Genomic DNA, 20,897 nt, shown 5'->3' with positions numbered 1-20,897 from the left:
TTCTCCCCTATGCCCTTCGTTCTGCGCTAGCGCTCGCAGAGCCAATAGTGGCAGGAGAAGGGCTCGACCTCGGAGCCGCCGCCGAAGTCGTGCTCGGAGCCGTCAATGACGTCGACCGCTCTGCCGCAGCCGGCGTCGAAGTGGAATACGTAGGGTTCATTGGCCATGTTGATGGCCACCAGAAGGCGCTCGTGCTGGCTCTTGCGCTGGAACAGGAGCTGACGCGGCTGCACCTCGATCTGAGCATAGTCGCCCCAGCAGAGAGCCTCTGAGCCTGCAGCCCCGCTCGCACGCCTCGCCGAGAGCGCCGCGATCCAATCGGTCAGCTCGTTCCATTCGGGAGCGTCGAGCGCGGGACGTATCTCGTGGTCGCCAAAGCTCTGCTCGCCCTCGATCCCCCACTCGCTACCGTAGTAGACGTTGGGCACGCCAACCATGCCGAACAGCAGGCCATAGAGAGGGCGCAGGTGTCGGACATCGTCGAGCTTCGTCGCGATGCGCGGCACGTCGTGGTTGTCGAGGAAGTTCAGGAGGTGCTTTCCCGTGTAGAGGTCCCAGGGGTCGCTGCCGCTCTGTCGCGCGAGCGCATAGGCGATCTCGTGCATGTTCGCGGAGTTGGCCGACGACCACAGCCCCTTGTACGCCTCGTAGTTGGTCACCGAGTCGCAGGCGCGGTCTCCCATCCACTGGTTGTAGTCGCCGAACATGGTCTCGCCCACGAGCACGAACTTGCCGTCGCGCTCGCCAAGGCGCTCGCTGCGCATTTCGGTCAGCTCGTTGGCGATGTCACGCAAGTATCCCAGGAAGCCCGCATCTAGGCAGTACGCCACGTCCAGCCTGACGCCATCGACGTCGAACTCGCTCTCCCACCCGCGGATGACGTCGGCGAGGTAGGCGTTGAGCTCGTGGTTGTTGTGGTTGAGCTTCACAAGGTACGGCACGCCCTCCCAGCAGTCGTAGGAGAGGCCGTCGTTCCACTGGTTGTTTCCGCCCCAGTCGATGTTGAACCAACCGGCGTAGGGGCTCCCCTCACGATGCTCAAGAACGTCCCTGAAGGCCCAGAAGCCTCGGCCGACATGGTTGAACACGCCGTCAAGCAGCACCTTGATGCCCGCCTCGTGACAGGCGTCGACCACGTCACGCAAGTCCTGGTTGGTGCCAAGGCGCCGGTCGACCACCTTATAGTCGCTTGTGTCGTAGCCGTGCGAGAGGCTCTCGAACACGGGGTTCAGCAGCAGGCACGTCGCCCCAAGCTTGGCCATGTGCTCGATCCAACCGTTATCTACGAGCTGGCCGAGCCGAGAAACGGGCTCGGACGACCCATCGTTCTCATACGGAGCCCCCGTCAGGCCCAGGGGGTAGATTTGGTAGACGACCGCTTCCTCGTACCAGCTCATACGCGCTCCTCTGATTGGGTTTTACGCAATTGTAGTTCAGTCAACATATGCGGCCGCAACGCTTTCGACCACCGTAACCCGCGCGTTATGCGCTTTTGCGGTAGCCGACAGGAATTGGCGACGGATTCTTGAAGGGTGGTTGATTGCAAGCGGCGTTTGACAAGAGTAGCGGCGCGCGTGCCCCTTCTGCGCAGGGCCCACCAAGGAATCTCGCGGCCTTGCGAAAGGAGAGCTTCGCGCGGCACATCGAACGGTTGCCCTCTTCGGTCACCCAAATCGGCTCGCGGAAGCTCTTTGGGCTTGGTTTTGCTGGGCAAACGTGGAGGAGAGAGCTTCCTCCGGGCGATTTTGGTGACCGAGAGCTTCCAGCGGCCGATTGTAGTGAGCGCCCACACCGCTCGGAGGGAATTACACGACGGTGTGGGCGGAATAGGTTCGGCTAAAGGCCGATGTGGCTATGCGCGACGAGTCTCGTTGGAGATGACACAGCGGTTGGCGGGAAGCCAGACGCTACCCCACTCGAACGGCGTTCCGTCGTCGAGTCTCACCAACTGGTCAAGCTCAAGGACGGGAGCATGCTCGTCGCACTCGAGGTAGCCGCCGCGAACCTTGCCCGCGGTGCGGGCGGTGTAGACCATCTCGGAGCGACCGATCTTGTGGCGGCTTGTGCGCTCGACGGCGGCGAAGAGCGACTCGTGCTCGAAGTCGACTTTCTCGAGCCCGGGACATGCGAGCAGGTTGAGGTGGCTCTCGATGAACATGACGGCACGACGGCGCACGTAGCGCACGCGGCACAGATACAGAAAGAGACTGCCAAGCTCAATCTGGAGGTTCTCGGAGCACAGGGGCTCAGAGGGCCTGACCTCGCACTTGACGACCTTCGTGGTGTACTTGACGCCCTGCTTGCTCATGGACTCGCCAAACGAGAGTAGGTTGTTCGAGGTAGGCCGGGCCATCACGGGCTGAACGACAAAGGTGCCACGACCACGCTGCTGAACCAGCAAGCCCTCGTCCACCAGCTGGCGGATGCCCTTCTGGACGGTTCCACGCGAGAGTTGGAGCATTTCCATCAGCTCGTGCTCGGAGGGAATAGGCTCGTCGACGCCCCAATCCTTGGAGTAGATCTTCTCGCGCACAAAGTCGGAGACCTGCACGTATAGGAGCTCGCCATCAGACTTGTCGAACTTAGGAGGCATGTGGTGATCCTTCTTCTTGTCCTATTTAGGTCTGTCGAATATCGCTTATGTCTATCTAATCAGGTTAGCATTTCACCATTGGCATATTTCATTAGGTATGAAAGTACCAGAGCATTTACTTCATCAAAGGTCTGTAAGAAAAACGCGGGCGTGAGCATGTCGTAGCCCGGCTCCCACCCGATATGCCCCTCGATGTTGGCGTCTACGATGCGAGAGGCAGCCTCGACGGCACGTCCGACATCCTCCTTCTCGATGCTGTACTGGGAAAACGTCGAGCACTGCACCAGAAGCTCGCTCGTGACGGCCGGTTTGAGCGATATGTCGAGGGTCTTGCCGAACAGGTCGAAGTCTCCCTGTTTGCGAATGCGCGTGCGCTCGCCCGTCTCGATGCCCGCACGGCGGATGAACTCGTTCGTGTGATCGTTGTACACGCAGTCCGCGATGAGGTGGCAGAACGCGCCCAGACAGACGTCGCTCACGCGGCCCTCGGCCTCATAGTCGCTCTGACAGTAGCGCTTCCAGAAGAGTCGGTAGTCCGGCAGGGGTATGAAGTCGGCGTCCGCGAGGTGCGTGAAGTTGTAGGACAGAACCTTGCTGATGGGGCTGACCATATAGCCCACGTAGACGTCAGGGGCAAGGTTGCCGAACAAGAACGCATTGGGGTCGAGAATGCCCAGGTGCGAGGGCTTTCCAAGTCCCAAGACGTATTCGACGTGCGCGGTGTGTATGTTCCAACTCGGCATAGCGCTTCCATCCAAGAAAAGCGGGGCGCGACCGCGCCCCGCAAGGGTAATCGAGCAAATTAGCTGCGGACTTCTCCGCCCGTGGACTTCATGACCTTCGTCACGAGCTTGTTATGGGCCTTGTCGACCTCCTCGGAGGTGAGGGTGTGGTCGGCGGCTCGATAGGTGAGCGAGAAGGCCATGGACTTCTTGCCCTTGCCCACACGAACCGGGTCGCGATAGACGTCGAAGAGCTGGACGTCAGAGAGGAGCTTGCCGCCTGCGCTCTTGATGCGCTGCGTGACCTGCTCAAACGACATGTCCTCGCCGACGACGAGCGCGAGGTCGATCGAGACACCCGGCAGCGTCGGAACGTCCTCGTAGGGAAGCTCGCGCTTGGCCAGGCGCAGGAGCGCCTTGACGGAGAGCTCGAAGGCGATGACGGGAACGTCGATGTCGAAGTTCTTGAGGCTCATCGGGTGGATGTTGCCGACCCATCCCAACAGCTCGCCCTGGGCGATGACCTCGGCGGCACGGCCAGGCTGCAGCCAACCGTACTTCCCAGGATCAGCCACCTTGAAGCGGACCTTAGTAATGCGCAACGCCTCGAGCAGGTTCTCGACGATGCCCTTGGCATCAAAGAAGTCCAGATTGGGGTACTTCCTGTTCCACTGGTCGTCGTTCCACGCACCGCACATGACGCCGGCGACGAAGCTGGGCTCCTCGGGCTGGCTCTTATGCTCGGAGCCAAAGAAGACGCGGCCGATCTCGTAGAGGTGAACGTTGCTCACGCCATGGTCCAGGTTGTAGGCGACCGAGCGGAGAAGGCCGGGGATCATGTCGCGGCGCATCTCGGACTGGTCGGCAACAAGCGGGCGCATGATCTTGACGGGGACGCCACGCCCCTCCTCGCTCATGCCAAGCATCTCGAGGTCGCGCGGGTCGGCGAAGTTGTACGTCGAGGTCTCGGAGAGGCCGCTGGAGCGAAGGACGCGACCGATCTTGCGCAGGCGCTGCTGCTCGACGGTGAGGCCGCCGGCGTGGTTGCGGGCAGCGGGAAGCGTGGGCTCAACGTCACCCTCGCCCCAAAGGCGCAGGACCTCCTCGACCAGGTCGATCTCGCGCGTGAGGTCGGGACGGTTGGTGGGGGCGACGACCTGCATCGCAGCATGCTCATCCGCGCCGCGCATGACCGTGCAGCCGAGGCGCTCGAGGCGACGTGCCATGAACCCGGTCTCGATGGGCGCGCCGCAGAGCGTGCGGACGCGATCAGGACGCAGCTCAATCTGGGGCGCGGCGACGGGAGCGGGATACTCGTCGACCATGCCCTCACAGACCTGGGCACCGCAGCACTGCTCGAAGAGGGCGGCAGCGATGTCCGAGACGAGCGCGCACTTCTCGCCGTCAACCTGGCGCTCGAAGCGAATAGAGGCCTCGCTCATGAGGTCGAGGTTGCGGCTCGCGCGCGAGACGTGGCCGCTGTCGAAGACGGCGCTCTCCAGGAGGACGTCAACGGTGTCCTCGTCGATGTCGGAGTTCAGGCCGCCCATGACGCCGGCGAGCGCCACGGGGGCGTTGCCGTCGTCGGTGATGACGACCATGTCGGACGTGAGCTCGCGCTCCTGCTCGTCCAGGGTGGTGAGCCTTTCGCCGTCCTTGGCCGCGCGAACGACGATGTGGCGCTTGCCGTCGCGCTCGGCAAGCTTGCCCAGGTCAAAGGCGTGCAGCGGCTGGCCGGTCAGGAACATGACGTAGTTGGTCACGTCCACGACGTTGTTGATGGGACGTGCACCGGCGGCGATCACACGACGGGCGAGCCACTCGGGGCTGGGACCGATCTTGACGTTGCGGACGACGCGTGCGGTGTAGCGCCCGCAGAGCTCGGGGTCGTCGATCTTGACATCCACGAGGTCGGCCGTGCGACCGAAGTCGGCGCTCTCGTTCTGGATGGAGGGCAGGTCCATGTGGGTGTCCTCGTCGAGCATAGCCGAGACCTCGACCGCCATGCCGCACATCGAGAGGCAGTCTGGGCGGTTGGGCGTGATCTCGCAGTCGATGACCGTGTCGCTCATGCCCTTCCACTCGATGAAGTCCAGGCCGACGGGCGTGTCGGCGGGGAGAATCATGATGCCGGAGTGGTCGGAGTCCATGCCCAGCTCGCGGGAGGAGCAGTTCATGCCATAGGACTCGACGCCGCGGAGCTTGCCCTTCTTGATCTTGACATCACCGGGCAGCGTGGCACCGACCAGGGCCGTGACCGTCTTGTCGCCCTTCTCGAAGTTCTGGGCGCCACAGACGACCTGCACGGGGACAGGGTTGCCGTTCTCGTCCACGTTACGCATGCCCACGTCCATTTTGCAGACGAACATGTGGTCGGAGTCGGGATGGGGGACCTTCTCGACGACCTGGGAGGTAACGACGTTGGTGATGTCTGCGCCCACGCGCTCGACAGCCTCGACCTCGGTGCCGGTGCGGACGAACTCTCTCACGAGGTCCTGGGGATCCTCGGGCACGTCGACCATGGACTTGAGCCATTCATAGGAGACTCGCATTGTTCTTGCCTTTCTCGGCGGACGCCCCTCTGGGCGAGAAGTGCCGCGCTCTCGTTGGTGGATTCGCCTAGGACGCGCCTTAGAACTGCTTGAGGAAGCGCATGTCGCCCGTCATGAGCATGCGGAGGTCGGGCAGGTCGTAGCGGAGTGCCGCGACGCGCTCGACGCCGATGCCAAAGGCGAAGCCGGAGTACTTCTCGGGGTCGATGCCCACGTACTTGAAGACGTTGGGGTCGACCATGCCGCAGCCCAGGATCTCGAGCCAGCCGGTGTTCTTGCAGAAGCGGCAGCCCTTGCCGTGGCAGACGCCGCATGAGACGTCGACTTCGCAGGAGGGCTCGGTAAACGGGAAGAAGTGCGGGCGGTAGCGCGTCGCACGGTCCTTGCCGAAGATCTCGCGACAGAAGTAGTCAAGGGTGCCCTTCAGGTCGCCGAAGGTGATGCCCTCGTCGACGACGAGGCCCTCGACCTGCGTGAACTGGGGAAGGTGGTTGGCGTCGGCCGTGTCGGGACGGAACACGGTGCCCGGGCAGATCATGTAGATAGGGGGCTTCTTCTCCTCCATCACGTGGACCTGGACGCCGGAGGTCTGCGTGCGCAGCAGGACGTCGGACTCGCCCAGGACGTGGCTCTCCTTACCCTCGGGCGCGTTGTCGACGACGTAGAAGGTGTCCTTGGCAGAGCGGCTGGGGTGATCCTCAGGAGCGTTAAGCGCCGTGAAGTTGTAGTAGGTGGTCTCGACGTAGGGACCGTCCTCGACGGTGTAGCCCATGCCGGCGAAGATGTCCTCGATCTCCTCGCGGATGGAGTTGATCAGGTGCTCGGTGCCCGGGGTCAGGCGGCGGCCCGGCAGGGTGATGTCCGCGGCCTCCGCGGAGATGCGCGCGTCCATGGCCTTCTTCGCAAGCTCGACCTTGGCCTTCTTGATGGCACTGTCCACGTTGGCGCGGACCGTGTTGGCCAGCTGGCCCATGGCGGGGCGCTCCTCGGGGGGAACCTTGCCCATCATGTGCATGATCGCGGTGAGCGAGCCCTTCTTGCCCAGCGCGGCGACGCGGATCTTCTCCAGGTCGTCAAGAGAGTGCGCATCGGCCAGGGCCTTCTGCACCTGTTCCTGAATGGCATTCAGGTCATCGGACATTGCCATTGATAAACCCCTTTCAAAAACAAAAAACGCCCTCGAGCACATTGCCCAAGGACGGATTATCCGCGGTACCACCTTGCTTGGTGTTCACGTTGTCTCTCGCGAGCACCCACTCGTTAATCCCCGTTCCGTGGGGCATACGGCTTCCCTACTGGCCCCGAGGGACGTTAAGGTCGCGGCTGCTGGAGTGAACTCTGGCCGTCAGCCTTCGCAGGAGCCTCTCAGCCGGTGGGCTCCCTCTCTGTTCAAAGGCGACGCGACGTCCAGACCTCTCCGTCATTGCCTGGTTGCAAAGGATAGCACAGCCCACTTTCGCAGGCGAGAAGAACGTGCGCGCGCACGCCGAGCCCATAACCAGAAGCGCAAGACCCTCTCGCCCAGGCACTACTCGTTGAAGGGCCACTCTTCCCTGGCAAGCGCCTCGATCGCGTCCGCGACGCTGTCCTCCTCGCAGGGCCCGATGTGCCAGCGAGCCGCACGGGCCGCCTCCGGGGTCGCGTTGGCCACCGCAACGGAGTTCTCGACGAGCTCGAACATGCTCAGGTCGTTGCCCGCGTCGCCGAAGACCACCACCTCGTCGAGGCCGATGCCCAGCTCCCGGGCGAGCAGCTCGACGCCCGAGGCCTTGTTCCAGCCGGCGGGCATCACGTTCAGGAAACCCGGCTGCGGGACGTCGAAGTCGAGGCCAGGCACCTCGCGGCCAAGGCGCTCAGCCAGCGCGGAGGTGTCCTCCAAGGGCGCTGGGGCCAGCGCCCCGTCCTTTCCCTCACAGGCCAGAAAGACGTTCGCCTTGCCCACGAGCCGGTCCAAAAGGCCAAGGGCACCTCCGTCGCCCGCACGCTCGCAGACCGCGGCATAGGCCGGATACGAAGCCGTCAGGTCCTCGATGCGCCCCTCGGCCAGCACGGGCGTCGAGCCCTCGAAGCGCAGAAGGCCCGCATGCGCACAGCCGCGCACGACGTCGACAACGGGGGCAAGAAGCGCCGACATATCGGCTTGCCTCAGCTTGCGCCCATCAAGAAACACCTGGTTGCCGTTGGTGGCGACGCAGGTCCTGATACAGACCTCGTCACCCGCGAAGAAAGGCGGAATCCACTCGACTCCGCGACCAGAGGCCACGCCGCAGGCGATGCCGGCCTCCTGAGCCAGGTGAAACGCGCGAACCGTGCGCTCGGACACGCGCTTGTCGCCCCAGGGTAGGATCGTCCTGTCAATGTCGCTCAGGATGAGCCTCACGCCCATTGCCCCACTCCCCTTTCGGTCCAGCGCTAGCGAACGAGCCTGCCATCCAGGTAGGTCTCCTGGACGCTCAGGTCCTGCGTCAACACGTTAAAGTCGGCGGCACGGCCGGGCAGCATCTGTCCGCACACGTCGTCGATGCCGGCAGAGCGTGCGGGCACCTCGGTAGCCATGCGGATGGCCTGCTCCGGGGTCACGATGCCCCACTCGACCAGGTTGCGAACCTCCTGCGCGAGGGTCGCCGAGGAACCGGCGATGTTGCCCAGCGAGCCGTCCTTCTGCACCAGGCGCGCAATGCCGCCCTGCAGGCGCACGGGAAAGTCGCCCAGCGTGTAGTCGCCGTCGGGCATGCCGCCGCACCTGAGGCAGTCGGAGATGACGCACACGTGCTCCCAGCCCTTGGCGCGAACGAGCGCGTCGATGGCGGCCGGCGTCACGTGCATGCCGTCGCAGATGAGCTCGGCGTAGGTCCCCCTGCTGATCATCGCGGCGGTCACCAGACCGGGCTCGCGATGGTGGTGTCCGCTCATGCCGTTGTAGACGTGGACGAACAGAGAGGCGCCCGCGGCGACGGCCGCGAGACCCTCTTCACAGGTGGCGGAGGAATGGCCCAGGGCGACCGCGACGCCCATGGCCTTGAGCGAGGCGCAGTAGCGCTCGGAGCCCGCGCGCTCGGGGGCGATGGCGCTCTTGCAGATCAGACCGTGCGCCGCCTCCTGCCAGGAGCAAAGCAGTTCGACCGAGGGGTCGCACATGTTGTCGGGGTTCTGTGCGCCGGCATGCTCGGCGGTAAAGAACGGCCCCTCGAGGTAGATGCCCTCGATGCGAGCGCCCGGAAAGTCCTCCCCGCGGCGCTCGGCGGCCTCAGACACGCTCGCGCAAGCGGACTCGATCTGCCCCGCCGGCTGCGTGAGCGTGGTGGGAACCCAGGACGTGGTGCCCTTCTTCGCGAGCGCGAGCGACGCCTCGTCGATGCCGTCGGGGTCGCAGTCCATCACGTCGCGGTCAACGAAGCCGTGGATGTGCGTGTCCACGTAGCCGGGTGCGACCCACGAGCCCGTGCGGTCGACGATCTCGTAGCCAGCCGGCGCCTCGGCCGTCCAGGCACCAAAGGTCCCGTCGTGAACGCTAAGGTAGCCGGCGCCGCGCAGCACGCCGGGAAGAACGAACCTGTCCGCCTTGATGGCAAAGTCTGACATGAGAGCCCCTTTCGCTTTTTTCTCCAGTGTAGGCCAAGGGCAGGGCGCGACCGCGTGCAGGCACGCATCGGGCGACCACGCGGCCAAAAAAAGGAGCCTGGCACCAAACTGGCGCCAGGCTCCACGAGCACGTCATATGACGCTCGACTACTTCTCGAAGCCAGCGTTGATGACATCGGCGATGGTCGCCTCGTCGGAAGCATCGAGAACGGAGCTGCGGAAGCCCTCGTCCATCAGCATGACTGCGACCTTGGAGAGCAGCTGCAGGTGCGTAGCTGCGCCCTCGGCGTTGGGGACGAGGAGCGCGATGGCGACCTTGATGGGCTTCTTGTCCATGGTCTCCCACTCGACGTCGCCGGCGAACTTGACGACCATGACGGCAACCTTGCTGAAGTTGTCGAGCTTGGCGTGAGGAATGGCGAAGCCCTCCATCATGCCCGTGGTGCCCTCGTTCTCACGAGCCTTGAGTGCGTCGAGCACTGCCTGCGCGTCACTGGCAAAGCCCAGCTCGACGGCCTTCTGGGAGATGAACTCCAGGGCCTCGTCGACGGTCTTTGCGGGGTTGTCCAGATAAACGTGGGATGCCTCGAGAATCTCGCTCATTCGCACTCCTTGATTGAATTGCACTACCAAACGCCCTCTATTTTATCGAGGTCACCAACTGCGGCAATACGAGATAGAAAAACAACAACGCTTGAAACACTGATGTGCACGCATCAGTAGTCATTTGCATGCGAGAAGTGCATTCCCCCGCGAGCCGGCGACAGCGCCGTGGTCCCTTGCGCTACTCGGTCGCCTCCTGAAGGGCGGCGTAGGCCACGCCGTACATGCCAGCCTCGTTGCCCAGCTTGCAGGCCACAATAGGAGTCTGGGCACACGGGGCGATGCAGTACTTCTTGTATGCCTCGTGAAGGTCATCGCAGAACAGGTCGAAGCCTCCGGCCACGCCACCGCCAATCAGGTAGCAGGAGGGGTCGACGATGCTGCTGATCTGGGCGAGGGCAAAGCCCAGCCTGTCGCTCATGGTCTTGATCGCGGCCGCAGCGGCCTCGTCTCCCTCGCGGCATGCCTTGAACACGGTAAGCGTGTCCGTCGCGTGCTCGACCTTGGCGCCCTCGACGCCGCGGGCCGCACACTCCCTCTGGTACAGCCTGACGATGCCCGTCGCGGAGGCATACTGCTCCAGGCAGCCGCGGCGACCGCAGCCGCAGACGAGCTCCTCGTCCTCGCAGACGGTGATGTGGCCGATCTCGCCACCGGCTCCGACCGAGCCAGACACGAGCTTTCCACCCGCAACGACGCCGCCGCCCACGCCCGTGCCGAGCGTGACCATGACGAAGCTGTCCTTCCCCATCGCCGAGCCTCGCCAAAGCTCGCCCAAGGCCGCGGCGTTCGCGTCGTTCACGAAGGCGAGCGCGGCGTTGGTGAAGGTGGACCTGATTGCGTCCTGAAGCCCGTCGGCGTCGAGCGAGATGTTGACCAGCATGCCGACCTTGCCTTGGTCGTCCACGGGACCGGGCACGTCAAGGCCCACGGCGATGACGTCCTCGCAGGCAAAGCCGCGAGACTGGATGAGTTCCGTAAGCCCGTCGTTCACCCGGGCAAACGTCTTGGGGTCCGCAAGGTCGCCCGTCGGAATCTTCTTGACGTCTAGCAGCTCTCCCTCAGTCGTGAACACGCCAGCCTTGATGCTCGTGCCGCCAACGTCGATGCCCAACACGCAACCCATGAGATCCCCTTCCATCCAAAACGACTGTAACGCTCAAGCCGTTACAGTATCGCTCAATCGTCAGGGTTGCGGGACACGCTTATCGCAATTGGTCGGACTTGAAACAAAGTCGGTCATCCCCGTGGCCAGGCGTCGCAAGCGAGCGGTTCCAGCAAGAAGTGCCAACGGCGGCCAATTGTGCCGTACGTCTGGATGCCCGCGCGCCTGGGGGCCAAGCGTGCGATGGTCGGCTCAAACACCGCTAGACTAGGTCGTGAATGATAACCCGCGACACAACGAGGAGTCTTACATGGCCGAAGACAACGTCACCCCCGAGGGCACGACGGGCGCCGCAGGCGCCGTCCCCTCTTTTCTTGCCCAGGCAGCTGGTCAGCAGCAGCTTCCCGGCACGCCTTCTCGTCCCGCGCCCGCTGCGCTCGGCAATCCCAGACAGGACATCGCAGCCCTCGACAACCTGGAGCGCCACCTGTTCGCCCACCGCTACGCCGAGATCGGCCTCTCGTGCTACGGTCCCTCGATCGACCCCGAGGCGGCGACCCCCGACCGCGGAGAGGCCATGGCGATCCTCGAGGAGGAGGACAAGGCGCTTCTCTGCTCCGAGGAGACCGGCAACCTGCTCGAGCGTCTCTCGACGATGGACGACCTCCTGACGGACACACAAATCGCCCAGGTCAAGATCCTCAAGCGCGACCGCTCGCAGCTGGTCGACGTGCCTGCCGAGATGACGAGCGAGTTCACGCGCCTCACCACCGAGTCCGACGCCGTCTGGCGCAAGGCCAAGGCCGATAACGACTGGAAGAGCTTCGAGCCCTACCTCGACCGCATCGTCAGCCAGATGACCAAGATCGCCAACTTCAGGAACCCGCACGCAGACCCCTACGACGTGTGGCTCGACGACTTCGAGCACGGCACCGATCGCGCGTTCTACAACAACTTCTTCAATCAGGTTAAGGACACCGTCGTCCCCCTGCTCGCCAAGATCCAGCAGAAGGGCTGGCAGCCCGACCACTCCGTCGTCGAGGGCCGCTTCGACGTCGCCCGCCAGTGGGAGCTCGCCCATGACCTGATGGACCTCGAGGGGCTCGACCGCAAGACCATGTTCCTCACCAGCACCGAGCACCCCTACTCCGACGCCCTCACGACCAACTACGCCATCATCGCGGCCCATGTGTTCGAGGACGACGTGACCTCAAACGTGTTCACCATGCTCCACGAGGGCGGCCATGCCCTCTACGAGCTCGGCGTCGACCCCAGCTTCAACTACACCTCGCTCAAGGGTGGCACCTCCTCGGGCATGCACGAGGCGCAGTCGCGCTTCTTCGAGAACTACGTCGGCCGCAGTCGCGCATTCGCCCCGCACCTGCTGGGCGCCATGGCAAACCACTTCCGCGGTCAGCTCGGTCGCGTCACCGCCAACCAGTTCTACCAGGCCATCAACCGCGTCGAGGGGTCGCTCGTCCGCGTCGACGCCGACGAGCTCACCTACCCGCTGCACATCCTCATCCGCTACGAGATCGAGCAGATGCTCTTCTCGGGTCAGTGCAAGGCGGCCGACGTTCCCCAGATCTGGAACGAGAAGTACGAGTCCTACCTGGGCGTGAAGGTTCCCGACGACGCGCACGGCGCCCTGCAGGACACCCACTGGGCAGACGGCCTGTTCGGCTACTTCCCCACCTACGCGCTCGGCGGCGCCTTCGGCGCGCAGCTCAGGCACCAGATGATCGCCGAGGGCATGGACTGGGACGCAACGCTGGCCTCCGGCGACCTCTCCCCCATCCGCGAGTGGCTGCGCAGCCGCATCTGGCACTACGGTCGCTCCCTTGACGCGCCCGAGCTGATGGAGAAGGCCTGCGGCGAGCCCTTCTCGCCCTCCTACTACACCGAGTACCTGACGCAGAAGTTCTCTGCGCTCTACAACCTGTAGGAGGCAGGTCCATGCGAGCCTGCATACAGCGCGTGTCAGACGCGAAGGTGACCATAGGCGGCAAAGTCGCAGGCAGCTGCGGCCAAGGCTTCGTCGTGCTTCTGGGGGTCGGCCCGCAGGACACGTCCGAACTCGCTCAGCTCCTGTGGAGCAAGATCTTCGGCCTACGCGTCTTCGACGACGGTGAGGGCAAGATGAACCTCTCGCTCGGTCAGGTCGACGGAGAGGTGCTGGTCATCAGCCAGTTCACGCTCTACGCAGACTGTCGCCGCGGACGTCGCCCCTCCTTCGTGGATGCCGCGGGACCCGAGCTTGGCAACGAGCTCTACGAGCGGTTCTGCAGCCTCGCCGAGAAGGACGTGCGCCACGTGGGTCGTGGCCGCTTCGGCGCAGACATGCAGGTCTCTCTCACGAACGACGGCCCCGTCACCATCTGGCTCGATACCGACGAACTCACGAGGCCCCGCCACCAGAGCTCCTAGTCACCGGCACCGGGCCCAAGATAGCACGCATACCGCCCCGTCGCTGACGATTGTCATACGTCGTCAGCGACGGGGCGTCGTTTTGCGATAGCATCACGGTGTGCCAAGTGCGTCTGAAGGGAGCCTGCCTTGAAAAAGTTCGCATCTGAGTTCAAAGAGTTCGTCCTGCGCGGCAACGTGATGGACATGGCCGTCGGCGTCATCATCGGCGGTGCCTTCACAGCCATCGTCACCTCGCTGACCGACAACATCATCAACCCGTTCATCACCCTGATCACGGGCGGCGGCACCGAGGTCTCGGGTCTGGTCGTTCCGGGAACCTCCATCGACTTCGGTGCCTTCATCAGCGCGATCATTAACTTCCTGATTGTCGCCCTCATCGTGTTCATGCTGGTCAAGAGCGTCAACAAACTTGAGGAGACCACGGCGAAGCTGACCGGCCACCAGCAGGAGGAGGCTGCTCCCGTGCCCATCTGCCCGCACTGCCTTGAGGTCGTGAAGGAAGGCGCTACCCGTTGCCCCCACTGCGGCGGCGAGATTCCCGGAGGCGCAAAGGGCTCCAAGTAGAGGCCCGTCGCGGGGTCGCGCATGCGACCGTGACGCAAGAAGATGCGGGCGGCCCGAGACCACGGTCTCGGGCCGCCCGCTCATGTTATCTGCCGCGCAAGGTCGGACGTGGGGGGCAAGGCGAACCCCGCCGGCGCGAGAGGCTATAGCATCCCCCAGCGCTTCTTGCGACCGGGTTCGTCCACGGTCCCCTGGGTCGGCCTCAGGAAGCGTTTGCAGATGTTGTCGGTCCTCAGGTACTCGGCCCCGTACGGATCGACCACCGGGACGAGCTTGGAGGGGTGGTCGGCAAAGCGCCTTTCGGGATCCTTGGTCAAGTGCGGGTCGGCAAGCGTGTAGCCTCGGCTGCAGGACCCCTGGTACTTGCCATACTCCTCGTTGAACGAGAACGAACCGTACAGGCAATCGGTGCAGTGAAGTCCCATATCGCGTCCTCTCCGTGGCAGCGCCACTGTACTCGGCAGGCAACGTCCGGAGCCCATTCTAGGGCCGCGCAAGGCGCGGGGCGATCGGGCCCCGCGCGTCCATATTCGCACGCAGGGGCGGCCCACGGCCGCACAATGCCGCAGGAAGCTTGCCTTTTTTCGCGAGCGGGGCGCAGGCCGGGGCCCTTAAGCACAGGACGCCACGCGCACGAGCGGGCCGACGCCCCGGCGTTCGGATACGATAGTCCCACGTACGAAAGAAGGAGAGAAGGACATGCCCATCGCGCTCGAGTGGCTCTTTTCGTGGCTACGCCGCTGCGAATCCCCCAAGAGCGAGGTGCTCTGCGAGCGCCCCGCGTTGTTCGGGACCGTCCGCGTGCTGGCGACGCAGGACCCCGACGGGGTGCCCCTGCGCGTCCTGGACGTCGACGGAACCTGGCAGAGCGCGACCTATCTCGACGAGGGATGGAGCGAACTGGCCTTCCCCTACCACCGCGCCTACGAATGCGCCTTCATGCAGAGGCCACAGGCGTCCAGGATCCTGGTACTGGGCGGCGGGGGCTATGCCTACCCCAAGCACCTCCTCACGCACCACGGCGGCCTTTCGGTCGACGTGGTGGAGATCGATCCCAGGATGACCGAACTCGCGCGCGAGTGGTTCTTCCTCGACCGAGCCGAGCGCCTGGCCGCCCAGGACCCCGATGCGTCCCTTCGCATCCATCACCTGGACGCGCGGGCATTTCTCGACAGCCCCAAGAAAAAAGATCGCTACGACCTCATCTTCAACGACTGCTTCGCTCACGAGAAGCCGCTCATGACCCTCACCACGGTCGAGGGCGCGCGGGCGCTGCGGGCGAACCTGACCGACGACGGCATCTACCTGACGAACGTCGTCTCGGCCCTCAGCGGCTCGCACTCCCAGCTCATTCGGGACGTCTGCGCCGCGCTCCGGACCCAGTTCGAGAACGTGCTCGTGCTCCCCATGGCCCCGGACGAGCCGCACGCCATCGACAACAACGTGGTAATCGCCTCGGACGGCCCGCTTTCGGCTGAGGGGGCCACGCCCCTCTCGCCCACCCCAAGAGGAAGGGCCCTCACGGACGTGCAGGTCCTCTAGGCGGGCGTGGCGTAGCTTGGCGGGCGTGTCATAGGCGAACCACCGATGCAGGCAACCACCGTCGCGGGTGAGCAGGGCGCACAAGGCCTCGCCGTACGGCGAATCATAGGAGCGGCTCGCCAAATGCGCCGCGGGCACGGGTTCGCGACCGCATATACTACGTAAACTGTAGCAACCTCACGCGACGAAACGCACCCCAAATGCAGGAGGATCTTGCCATGCCCCAGGACAACTACGGCGAACCGCAGCGCTTCGGCCTGAAGTACGACTCGGCAGACGGAAGCTCCACCATCCGAGGGTCCATTTGGTGGACGGAGGACCCCCTCAAGACCACGGTAGCCCCAAGGGCCGTGGTCCAGCTGGTGCACGGCATGTGCGAGCACATAGAGCGCTACGACGACTTCGCACGATTCCTGGTGGGTAGAGGCTTTCTCGTCTGCGGCCACAACCACATCGGCCACGGCTCGAGTGTCGCACGCGAGCGCAGGGGCTGCATCCCTCCCTACGGTCGTCAGGCCATCGTCGAGGACGTCGAGCGCCTGCGCCGGCTCGTCACGCCGCATGTCCAGAACGGCACGCCCTACTTTGTGTTCGGCCACTCCATGGGAAGCTACGTCGTTCGCAACTACATCGCCGACTACGGCAGGGGCCTCGCGGGAGCGATCCTGTGTGGCACGGGATTCGTGCCCGTGGCCACCTCCGCCGCCGGCCGCACCCTCGCGCGCGCCATCTGCCGCACCCGCGGCGCAGACCACAAGAGCGCGCTGCTGCATGGCCTTGTCGACGGGGCGTTCTCGAAGGCGGTCAAGGACGCTAAGACCCCCTACGACTGGATCTCGTACAACCGCGAGAACATCGAGCGCTACCTTGCCGACGAGGACTGCGGGTTCATGTTTTCCGCGGGCGGCTACGCCATGATGCTCGACCTCACGGCGACCACCTGCTCGCCCGCCTGCGCCCAGCGTGTCCCGCACGAGCTGCCCCTGCTGTTCGTCTCGGGTGCCGAGGACCCCGTAGGCGACAACGGAGACGGCGTGACGGCCGCCGCCGACCTCGCAAAGAGCGCCGGGTCGACAGACGTCAGCTGCAAGCTCTACCCCGGCATGCGACACGAGATTCTGAACGAGAAGAGCAACGACGTGGTCTACGAGGACATCCTCGAGTGGGTCGAGTCCCGCATCGGAAAGGACTAGCATGGCCGAGCGCTACGTCATCGCCCTCGACCAGGGAACCACCTCGTCGAGGGCGGTCCTCATCGACAGGACGGGCGCCATGGTCGACTGCGTCCAGAGGACGTTCGAGCAAATCTATCCTCAGCCGGGATGGGTCGAGCACAACCCGCACGAGATCCTGCTCTCCCAGCTGGGCGCGTTGACCGAGCTCATTAACAGGCACGGTCTCTCTCGAGAGAACGTGGCCGCCATCGGAATCGACAACCAGCGCGAGACGACCATCGTGTGGGACCCCGCCACCGGAGAGCCTATCGCAAACGCCATCGTGTGGCAGTGCCGCCGAACGGCCCAGATGGTCGACGAGCTCTGCGGCTCCGAGGACGTCAGACGCATGGTCCGGCAGAAGACCGGGCTCCTGCCTGACGCGTACTTCTCGGCTAGCAAAATAAAGTGGCTGCTGGACAACGTCGAGGGCGCCCGCGAGCGCGCCGAGGCGGGAGAGCTGCTCTTTGGCACCGTCGACACCTGGCTGGTATGGGTGCTCACAGGCGGACTTGTCCACGCGACCGACCGCACCAACGCTAGTCGCACGATGCTCTACGACATCCATGAGTGCCGCTGGGACCCGGAGCTTCTGGAGCTCTTCGGCGTGCCGACGGAGATGCTGCCCGAGGTACGGCCCTCGGCTTCGCCCTTTGGCGAGACGAGCTACCCCGGCATTCCCGCAGGCATTCCCATCTGCGGCGTGGCCGGAGACCAGCAGGCCGCCCTCTTCGGGCAGTGCTGCTTCGAGGCCGGCCAGGCCAAGAGCACCTACGGCACGGGCTGCTTCCTGCTCATGCACACGGGGGCGACCGCCGCCACCTCGCGCAACAACCTCGTGACCACGATCGTCGCCTCCCCACCCTCGGTGAGTGAGGTAGAGTACGCCTTCGAGGGGAGCGTCTTCGTCGCGGGCGCCCTCATACAGTGGCTGCGCGACGAGCTCCACCTAATTCGCAGCGTCCAGGAGACGGAGTTTCTGGCGAAGAGCGTGCCGGACACGGGTGGCGTCTACATCGTCCCCGCGTTCACCGGGCTGGGCGCGCCCTGGTGGCAGCCGGACGCGCGCGGGCTCATCTGCGGTCTCACGCGCGGCACCACCCCCGCCCACATAGCGCGCGCTGCGCTCGAAGCGCTCGCCTACCAGACCTGCGACTTGGCGCGCGCCATGGAGTACGACGCCGGGGTTGCCCTGAAGACGCTCAACGTGGACGGCGGCGCATCGCAGAACGACTTCCTCATGCAGTTCCAGGCAGACGTCCTCCAAACGCGCATACGGCGCCCGCAGAACATCGAGACGACGTCGCTGGGCGCGGCCTACCTGGCGGGACTCGCGAGCGGGTTCTGGTCCGGAACGGACGAGCTTCGCTCTCTGCGGTCGACAGACGACGTGTTCGGGCCGAACATGGACCAGGCACGAGCCGACGAGCTCCTGGCGGGCTGGAGGACGGCGGTCGGGCGCGCCCTCTAGCCGCACTCTCCGCGAGGTCACAGACATGCCGGTCGGCAAACGAGTAGGCTGTCTGTGGGCAATCTCGTGGAGGGAAACATGGACAGCACGATAACAGAGACAATACGAACGTACGCACGCGCCGCACAGCAGGGCGAGAAGGACCTCCTTCGCACGCTCGCGACCATTCCGGCGCCATCGGGACACGAGCAGGAAAGGGCGAGCCTCGTCGCAAGCTGGCTTCGCGAGGAGGGAGCGCGCGAGGTCGAGATAGACCATGCGAGCAACGTGATCTGCCACCTCGCGCCCAAGGGCGCGACGCCGGACCTACGACCGCTCGTGGTGTTTGCCGCCCACATGGACGTAGTCTTTCCCGACGTCGACGCGCTGCCCGTGCGCGAGGAAGGCGGACGCATGTACGCCCCGGGCGTCGGCGACGACACCGCCAACCTTGCGGGACTTCTTATGGCGACCAAGCTGCTGCTTCAGGACGAGGCAGCCCTCGAGCGCGCCACCAAGGGTCACGACCTCCTGATAGTCGCGAACTCCTGCGAGGAGGGCCTCGGGAACCTCGCCGGGACGCGCGCGCTCTTCGAGCGCTACGCCGAACGCATCGAGCGCTTCTACTCCTTCGACCTGTACCTTCCGCAGTGCATCAGCGAGGCGGTGGGTTCGGAGCGCTACGAGGTCGAGGCCCACTGCCAGGGCGGCCACTCCTACCACGACTTCGGCCGACCCAACGCCATCGTCGAGCTCAGCGGACTCGTTCAGGAGCTCTACGAGACCATGCCGCGCGAGGGCTCCGACGGCACCCCCATCACGATCAACGCGGGGACCATCGAGGGCGGGACGAGCGTGAACTCCATCGCCTCAAGGGCACGGTTGCGCTTCGAGTTCCGCTCGACGTCAGCCCTCGCCCTCAAGGAGGCGCGCTCCCACTTCGCAGGCGTGGTGTCGCGCAGAGGCGAGGCCCTGTCCCACGCAGACGACGCCCCCGAGGCGGGGCTGCGCGTAAGCACCCTGGGCATCCGCCCCGGCACCGGCGATGTCGACCAGGAGGAGCTCGGTCGCATGAGCGAGGCGACCGAGCGCATCATCCGCGAGGTCACCGGCGAGGAGCCCGACCCCTCGCCCGCCTCGACCGACGCGAACATCCCACTGTCCCTGGGCATCCCCGCAAACACCGTCGGCACGGTTCGCGGAGCCCTTCTACATACGCGCGACGAATGGGTGGACCTGGCCAGCCTCGAGGATGGGCTGCGGGTCATCCTGGGCCTTATGCTGCAATAACGGAAGCGAATTAGGCTTTTATCGACAGTTAGCGTATTATTCTGCGTTGTTGTGCAATATGCGCGCGAATCTGCAGGACGAGGAAAGGACGCATCCGTGGCGAACGATCGCGAGAGGAGGGGCCTGGAGAACCTTCCGGAGGTCATCTCTCCGCAACACGACGTACCCGCGTCCGACTCCCCTCTTTCTGACGATGCCGCCTTCGCGACCCCTGCCACCCCCACGGACTCCACCGCGCCCGCGGCCAGCGCCACGCCACGCGCCGACGCCGTGCCTGACCCCCTTGCAAGCACCCTTCCTGACCCGCAGGTCAATGCCGAGCCCGAGGACCCCGCTGAACCGTCGGACGACGACTCGACCGGAGCGGTCCTCGCAGCGGACTTCGAGACGCCCTACGTTCCCCAGACGGACTACAAGCTGCCTCCGAAGACCCCCTCGAAGACCACCAAGGCAGGCCTCCCGCACTGGGCCGTGGCCCTGTTGGGGGCACTTCTCGCCGGAATCCTCATTGCCTCCGCCATCATCACGGGCGGCTTTGGCCTGCTCACGCGCAAGCAGGTTCCTAACGTCGTGGGCTATGCCGAGCAGGACGCGCGCGACCTGCTCGAGGCAGAGGGCCTCAAGGTGAGCGTGCAGGAGCAGGACACCCAGAGCATCAACGACAACGGGAGGGTCCTCGCCACCACGCCGTCTTCCGGCGAGGAGACGATGGGGACCGTGACGATCATGGTGGGCAAGGTCTCCAGCGAGACCCAGCGCGTCCCCATGCTCGTCGGCCTGAGCGAGCAGGACGCGCTCGACCAGATCACGGCCACGTCGTTCTTCGTGAAGGACGACATCACCTACGCGTACTCCGACACAATCGCCAAGGGCGTCGTCATCAGCCAGGGTCCCATCGCGGGCAGCCAGAAGACCAAGGGCACCAAGATCGACCTGGTCATCTCGGCGGGTCCCGAGCCCGCCGGCAGCAGCTCGTCGAGGCCCTCGGGCGACGCGGCGACCATAACGATCCCCGACCTGCAGGGCATGGCGTTCGAGGACGCCAAGACGCTCCTGACCGGCATGGGCCTCGTGGTCGAGCGCGGAAACGACGTGACGAGTTCCGATAACCCCGTCGGGACCGTCGACTCGGTCGAGCCGGCCATGGGCACGACCGCCTCGGTGGGAAGCACCGTCGTGGTCCACGTGGTCGCGGCGCCCGAGGAGTAGCGCAGGCGCGCGGGACGGCACCGAACATGCAACGTCCCAAG

Annotated in this window: 18 protein-coding genes; 8 read left to right on the top strand and 10 right to left on the bottom strand. The window is 64.8% G+C overall.

Annotated features, from left to right (window positions below; translation table 11 throughout):
• Window positions 1-26: 26 nt before the first annotated feature.
• From B5D13_RS01020 to B5D13_RS00980, 9 genes are all read right to left on the bottom strand, one after another.
• Window positions 27-1,397 (bottom strand): alpha-amylase family glycosyl hydrolase, encoded by a 1,371-nt coding sequence (locus B5D13_RS01020; protein ID WP_078686435.1) that lies wholly within the window; start codon window positions 1,395-1,397, stop codon window positions 27-29.
• A 455-nt stretch (window positions 1,398-1,852) separates the two neighbouring features.
• Window positions 1,853-2,593 carry a GntR family transcriptional regulator gene (locus tag B5D13_RS01015; protein WP_078686434.1) on the bottom strand — a complete coding sequence of 247 codons (741 nt, stop codon included), beginning with the start codon at window positions 2,591-2,593 and terminating at the stop codon, window positions 1,853-1,855.
• Window positions 2,594-2,652: 59 nt separating this feature from the next.
• A complete protein-coding gene (locus B5D13_RS01010; RefSeq protein ID WP_078686433.1) occupies window positions 2,653-3,336 on the bottom strand; it encodes a zinc dependent phospholipase C family protein in 684 nt (227 codons plus the stop codon).
• A 59-nt stretch (window positions 3,337-3,395) separates the two neighbouring features.
• Complete coding sequence (gene pheT, locus B5D13_RS01005) at window positions 3,396-5,867, bottom strand: phenylalanine--tRNA ligase subunit beta (RefSeq protein WP_078686432.1); 2,472 nt, start codon at window positions 5,865-5,867, stop codon at window positions 3,396-3,398.
• A gap of 79 nt (window positions 5,868-5,946) precedes the next feature.
• Window positions 5,947-7,014 carry a phenylalanine--tRNA ligase subunit alpha gene (gene pheS / locus B5D13_RS01000; protein WP_078686431.1) on the bottom strand — a complete coding sequence of 356 codons (1,068 nt, stop codon included), beginning with the start codon at window positions 7,012-7,014 and terminating at the stop codon, window positions 5,947-5,949.
• A gap of 381 nt (window positions 7,015-7,395) precedes the next feature.
• Window positions 7,396-8,253 (bottom strand): HAD family hydrolase, encoded by an 858-nt coding sequence (locus tag B5D13_RS00995; protein ID WP_078686430.1) that lies wholly within the window; start codon window positions 8,251-8,253, stop codon window positions 7,396-7,398.
• 26 nt (window positions 8,254-8,279) lie between these two features.
• A complete protein-coding gene (gene nagA, locus B5D13_RS00990; protein WP_078686429.1) occupies window positions 8,280-9,449 on the bottom strand; it encodes an N-acetylglucosamine-6-phosphate deacetylase in 1,170 nt (389 codons plus the stop codon).
• Window positions 9,450-9,596: 147 nt separating this feature from the next.
• Window positions 9,597-10,052 carry a PTS sugar transporter subunit IIA gene (locus tag B5D13_RS00985; protein ID WP_078686428.1) on the bottom strand — a complete coding sequence of 152 codons (456 nt, stop codon included), beginning with the start codon at window positions 10,050-10,052 and terminating at the stop codon, window positions 9,597-9,599.
• Between the two features lie 181 nt (window positions 10,053-10,233).
• Window positions 10,234-11,178 (bottom strand): ROK family protein, encoded by a 945-nt coding sequence (locus tag B5D13_RS00980; protein WP_078686427.1) that lies wholly within the window; start codon window positions 11,176-11,178, stop codon window positions 10,234-10,236.
• Window positions 11,179-11,467: 289 nt separating this feature from the next.
• Between B5D13_RS00980 and B5D13_RS00975 the strand changes: the two genes are divergently transcribed.
• The 3 genes from B5D13_RS00975 (at window position 11,468) to mscL (ending at window position 14,151) form a co-directional block, all read left to right on the top strand.
• A complete protein-coding gene (locus B5D13_RS00975) occupies window positions 11,468-13,102 on the top strand; it encodes a carboxypeptidase M32 (RefSeq protein ID WP_078686426.1) in 1,635 nt (544 codons plus the stop codon).
• Window positions 13,103-13,113: 11 nt separating this feature from the next.
• Complete coding sequence (gene dtd / locus B5D13_RS00970; protein WP_078686425.1) at window positions 13,114-13,584, top strand: D-aminoacyl-tRNA deacylase; 471 nt, start codon at window positions 13,114-13,116, stop codon at window positions 13,582-13,584.
• A 129-nt stretch (window positions 13,585-13,713) separates the two neighbouring features.
• Complete coding sequence (gene mscL / locus B5D13_RS00965; RefSeq protein WP_078686424.1) at window positions 13,714-14,151, top strand: large conductance mechanosensitive channel protein MscL; 438 nt, start codon at window positions 13,714-13,716, stop codon at window positions 14,149-14,151.
• 143 nt (window positions 14,152-14,294) lie between these two features.
• Here the strand turns inward: mscL and B5D13_RS00960 are convergent, their stop codons facing one another.
• Entirely contained in the window at window positions 14,295-14,576 is a 282-nt protein-coding gene (locus B5D13_RS00960; RefSeq protein ID WP_078686423.1) for a hypothetical protein, read from the bottom strand.
• Between the two features lie 274 nt (window positions 14,577-14,850).
• Between B5D13_RS00960 and B5D13_RS00955 the strand changes: the two genes are divergently transcribed.
• The 5 genes from B5D13_RS00955 (at window position 14,851) to B5D13_RS00935 (ending at window position 20,856) form a co-directional block, all read left to right on the top strand.
• Entirely contained in the window at window positions 14,851-15,693 is an 843-nt protein-coding gene (locus tag B5D13_RS00955) for a spermidine synthase (protein ID WP_078686422.1), read from the top strand.
• 218 nt (window positions 15,694-15,911) lie between these two features.
• Window positions 15,912-16,886 carry an alpha/beta hydrolase gene (locus tag B5D13_RS00950; RefSeq protein ID WP_078686421.1) on the top strand — a complete coding sequence of 325 codons (975 nt, stop codon included), beginning with the start codon at window positions 15,912-15,914 and terminating at the stop codon, window positions 16,884-16,886.
• A gap of 1 nt (window position 16,887) precedes the next feature.
• Window positions 16,888-18,378, top strand: coding sequence for a glycerol kinase GlpK (gene glpK, locus B5D13_RS00945; RefSeq protein ID WP_078686420.1), 1,491 nt, complete (start codon window positions 16,888-16,890; stop codon window positions 18,376-18,378).
• Window positions 18,379-18,456: 78 nt separating this feature from the next.
• The gene (locus B5D13_RS00940; RefSeq protein WP_078686419.1) at window positions 18,457-19,647 is read left to right on the top strand and encodes a M20/M25/M40 family metallo-hydrolase; all 1,191 of its coding nucleotides are present in this window, start codon (window positions 18,457-18,459) and stop codon (window positions 19,645-19,647) included.
• Window positions 19,648-19,743: 96 nt separating this feature from the next.
• Entirely contained in the window at window positions 19,744-20,856 is a 1,113-nt protein-coding gene (locus B5D13_RS00935) for a PASTA domain-containing protein (protein WP_078686418.1), read from the top strand.
• The last annotated feature ends 41 nt before the right edge of the window (window positions 20,857-20,897 follow it).

This window comes from Olsenella sp. KH1P3 (assembly GCF_900167315.1).
Taxonomy (GTDB): domain Bacteria; phylum Actinomycetota; class Coriobacteriia; order Coriobacteriales; family Atopobiaceae; genus Olsenella_J; species Olsenella_J umbonata_A.
Note: the sequence above shows the minus strand (reverse complement) of the source record. Positions and strands in the feature narration are given on the sequence as shown.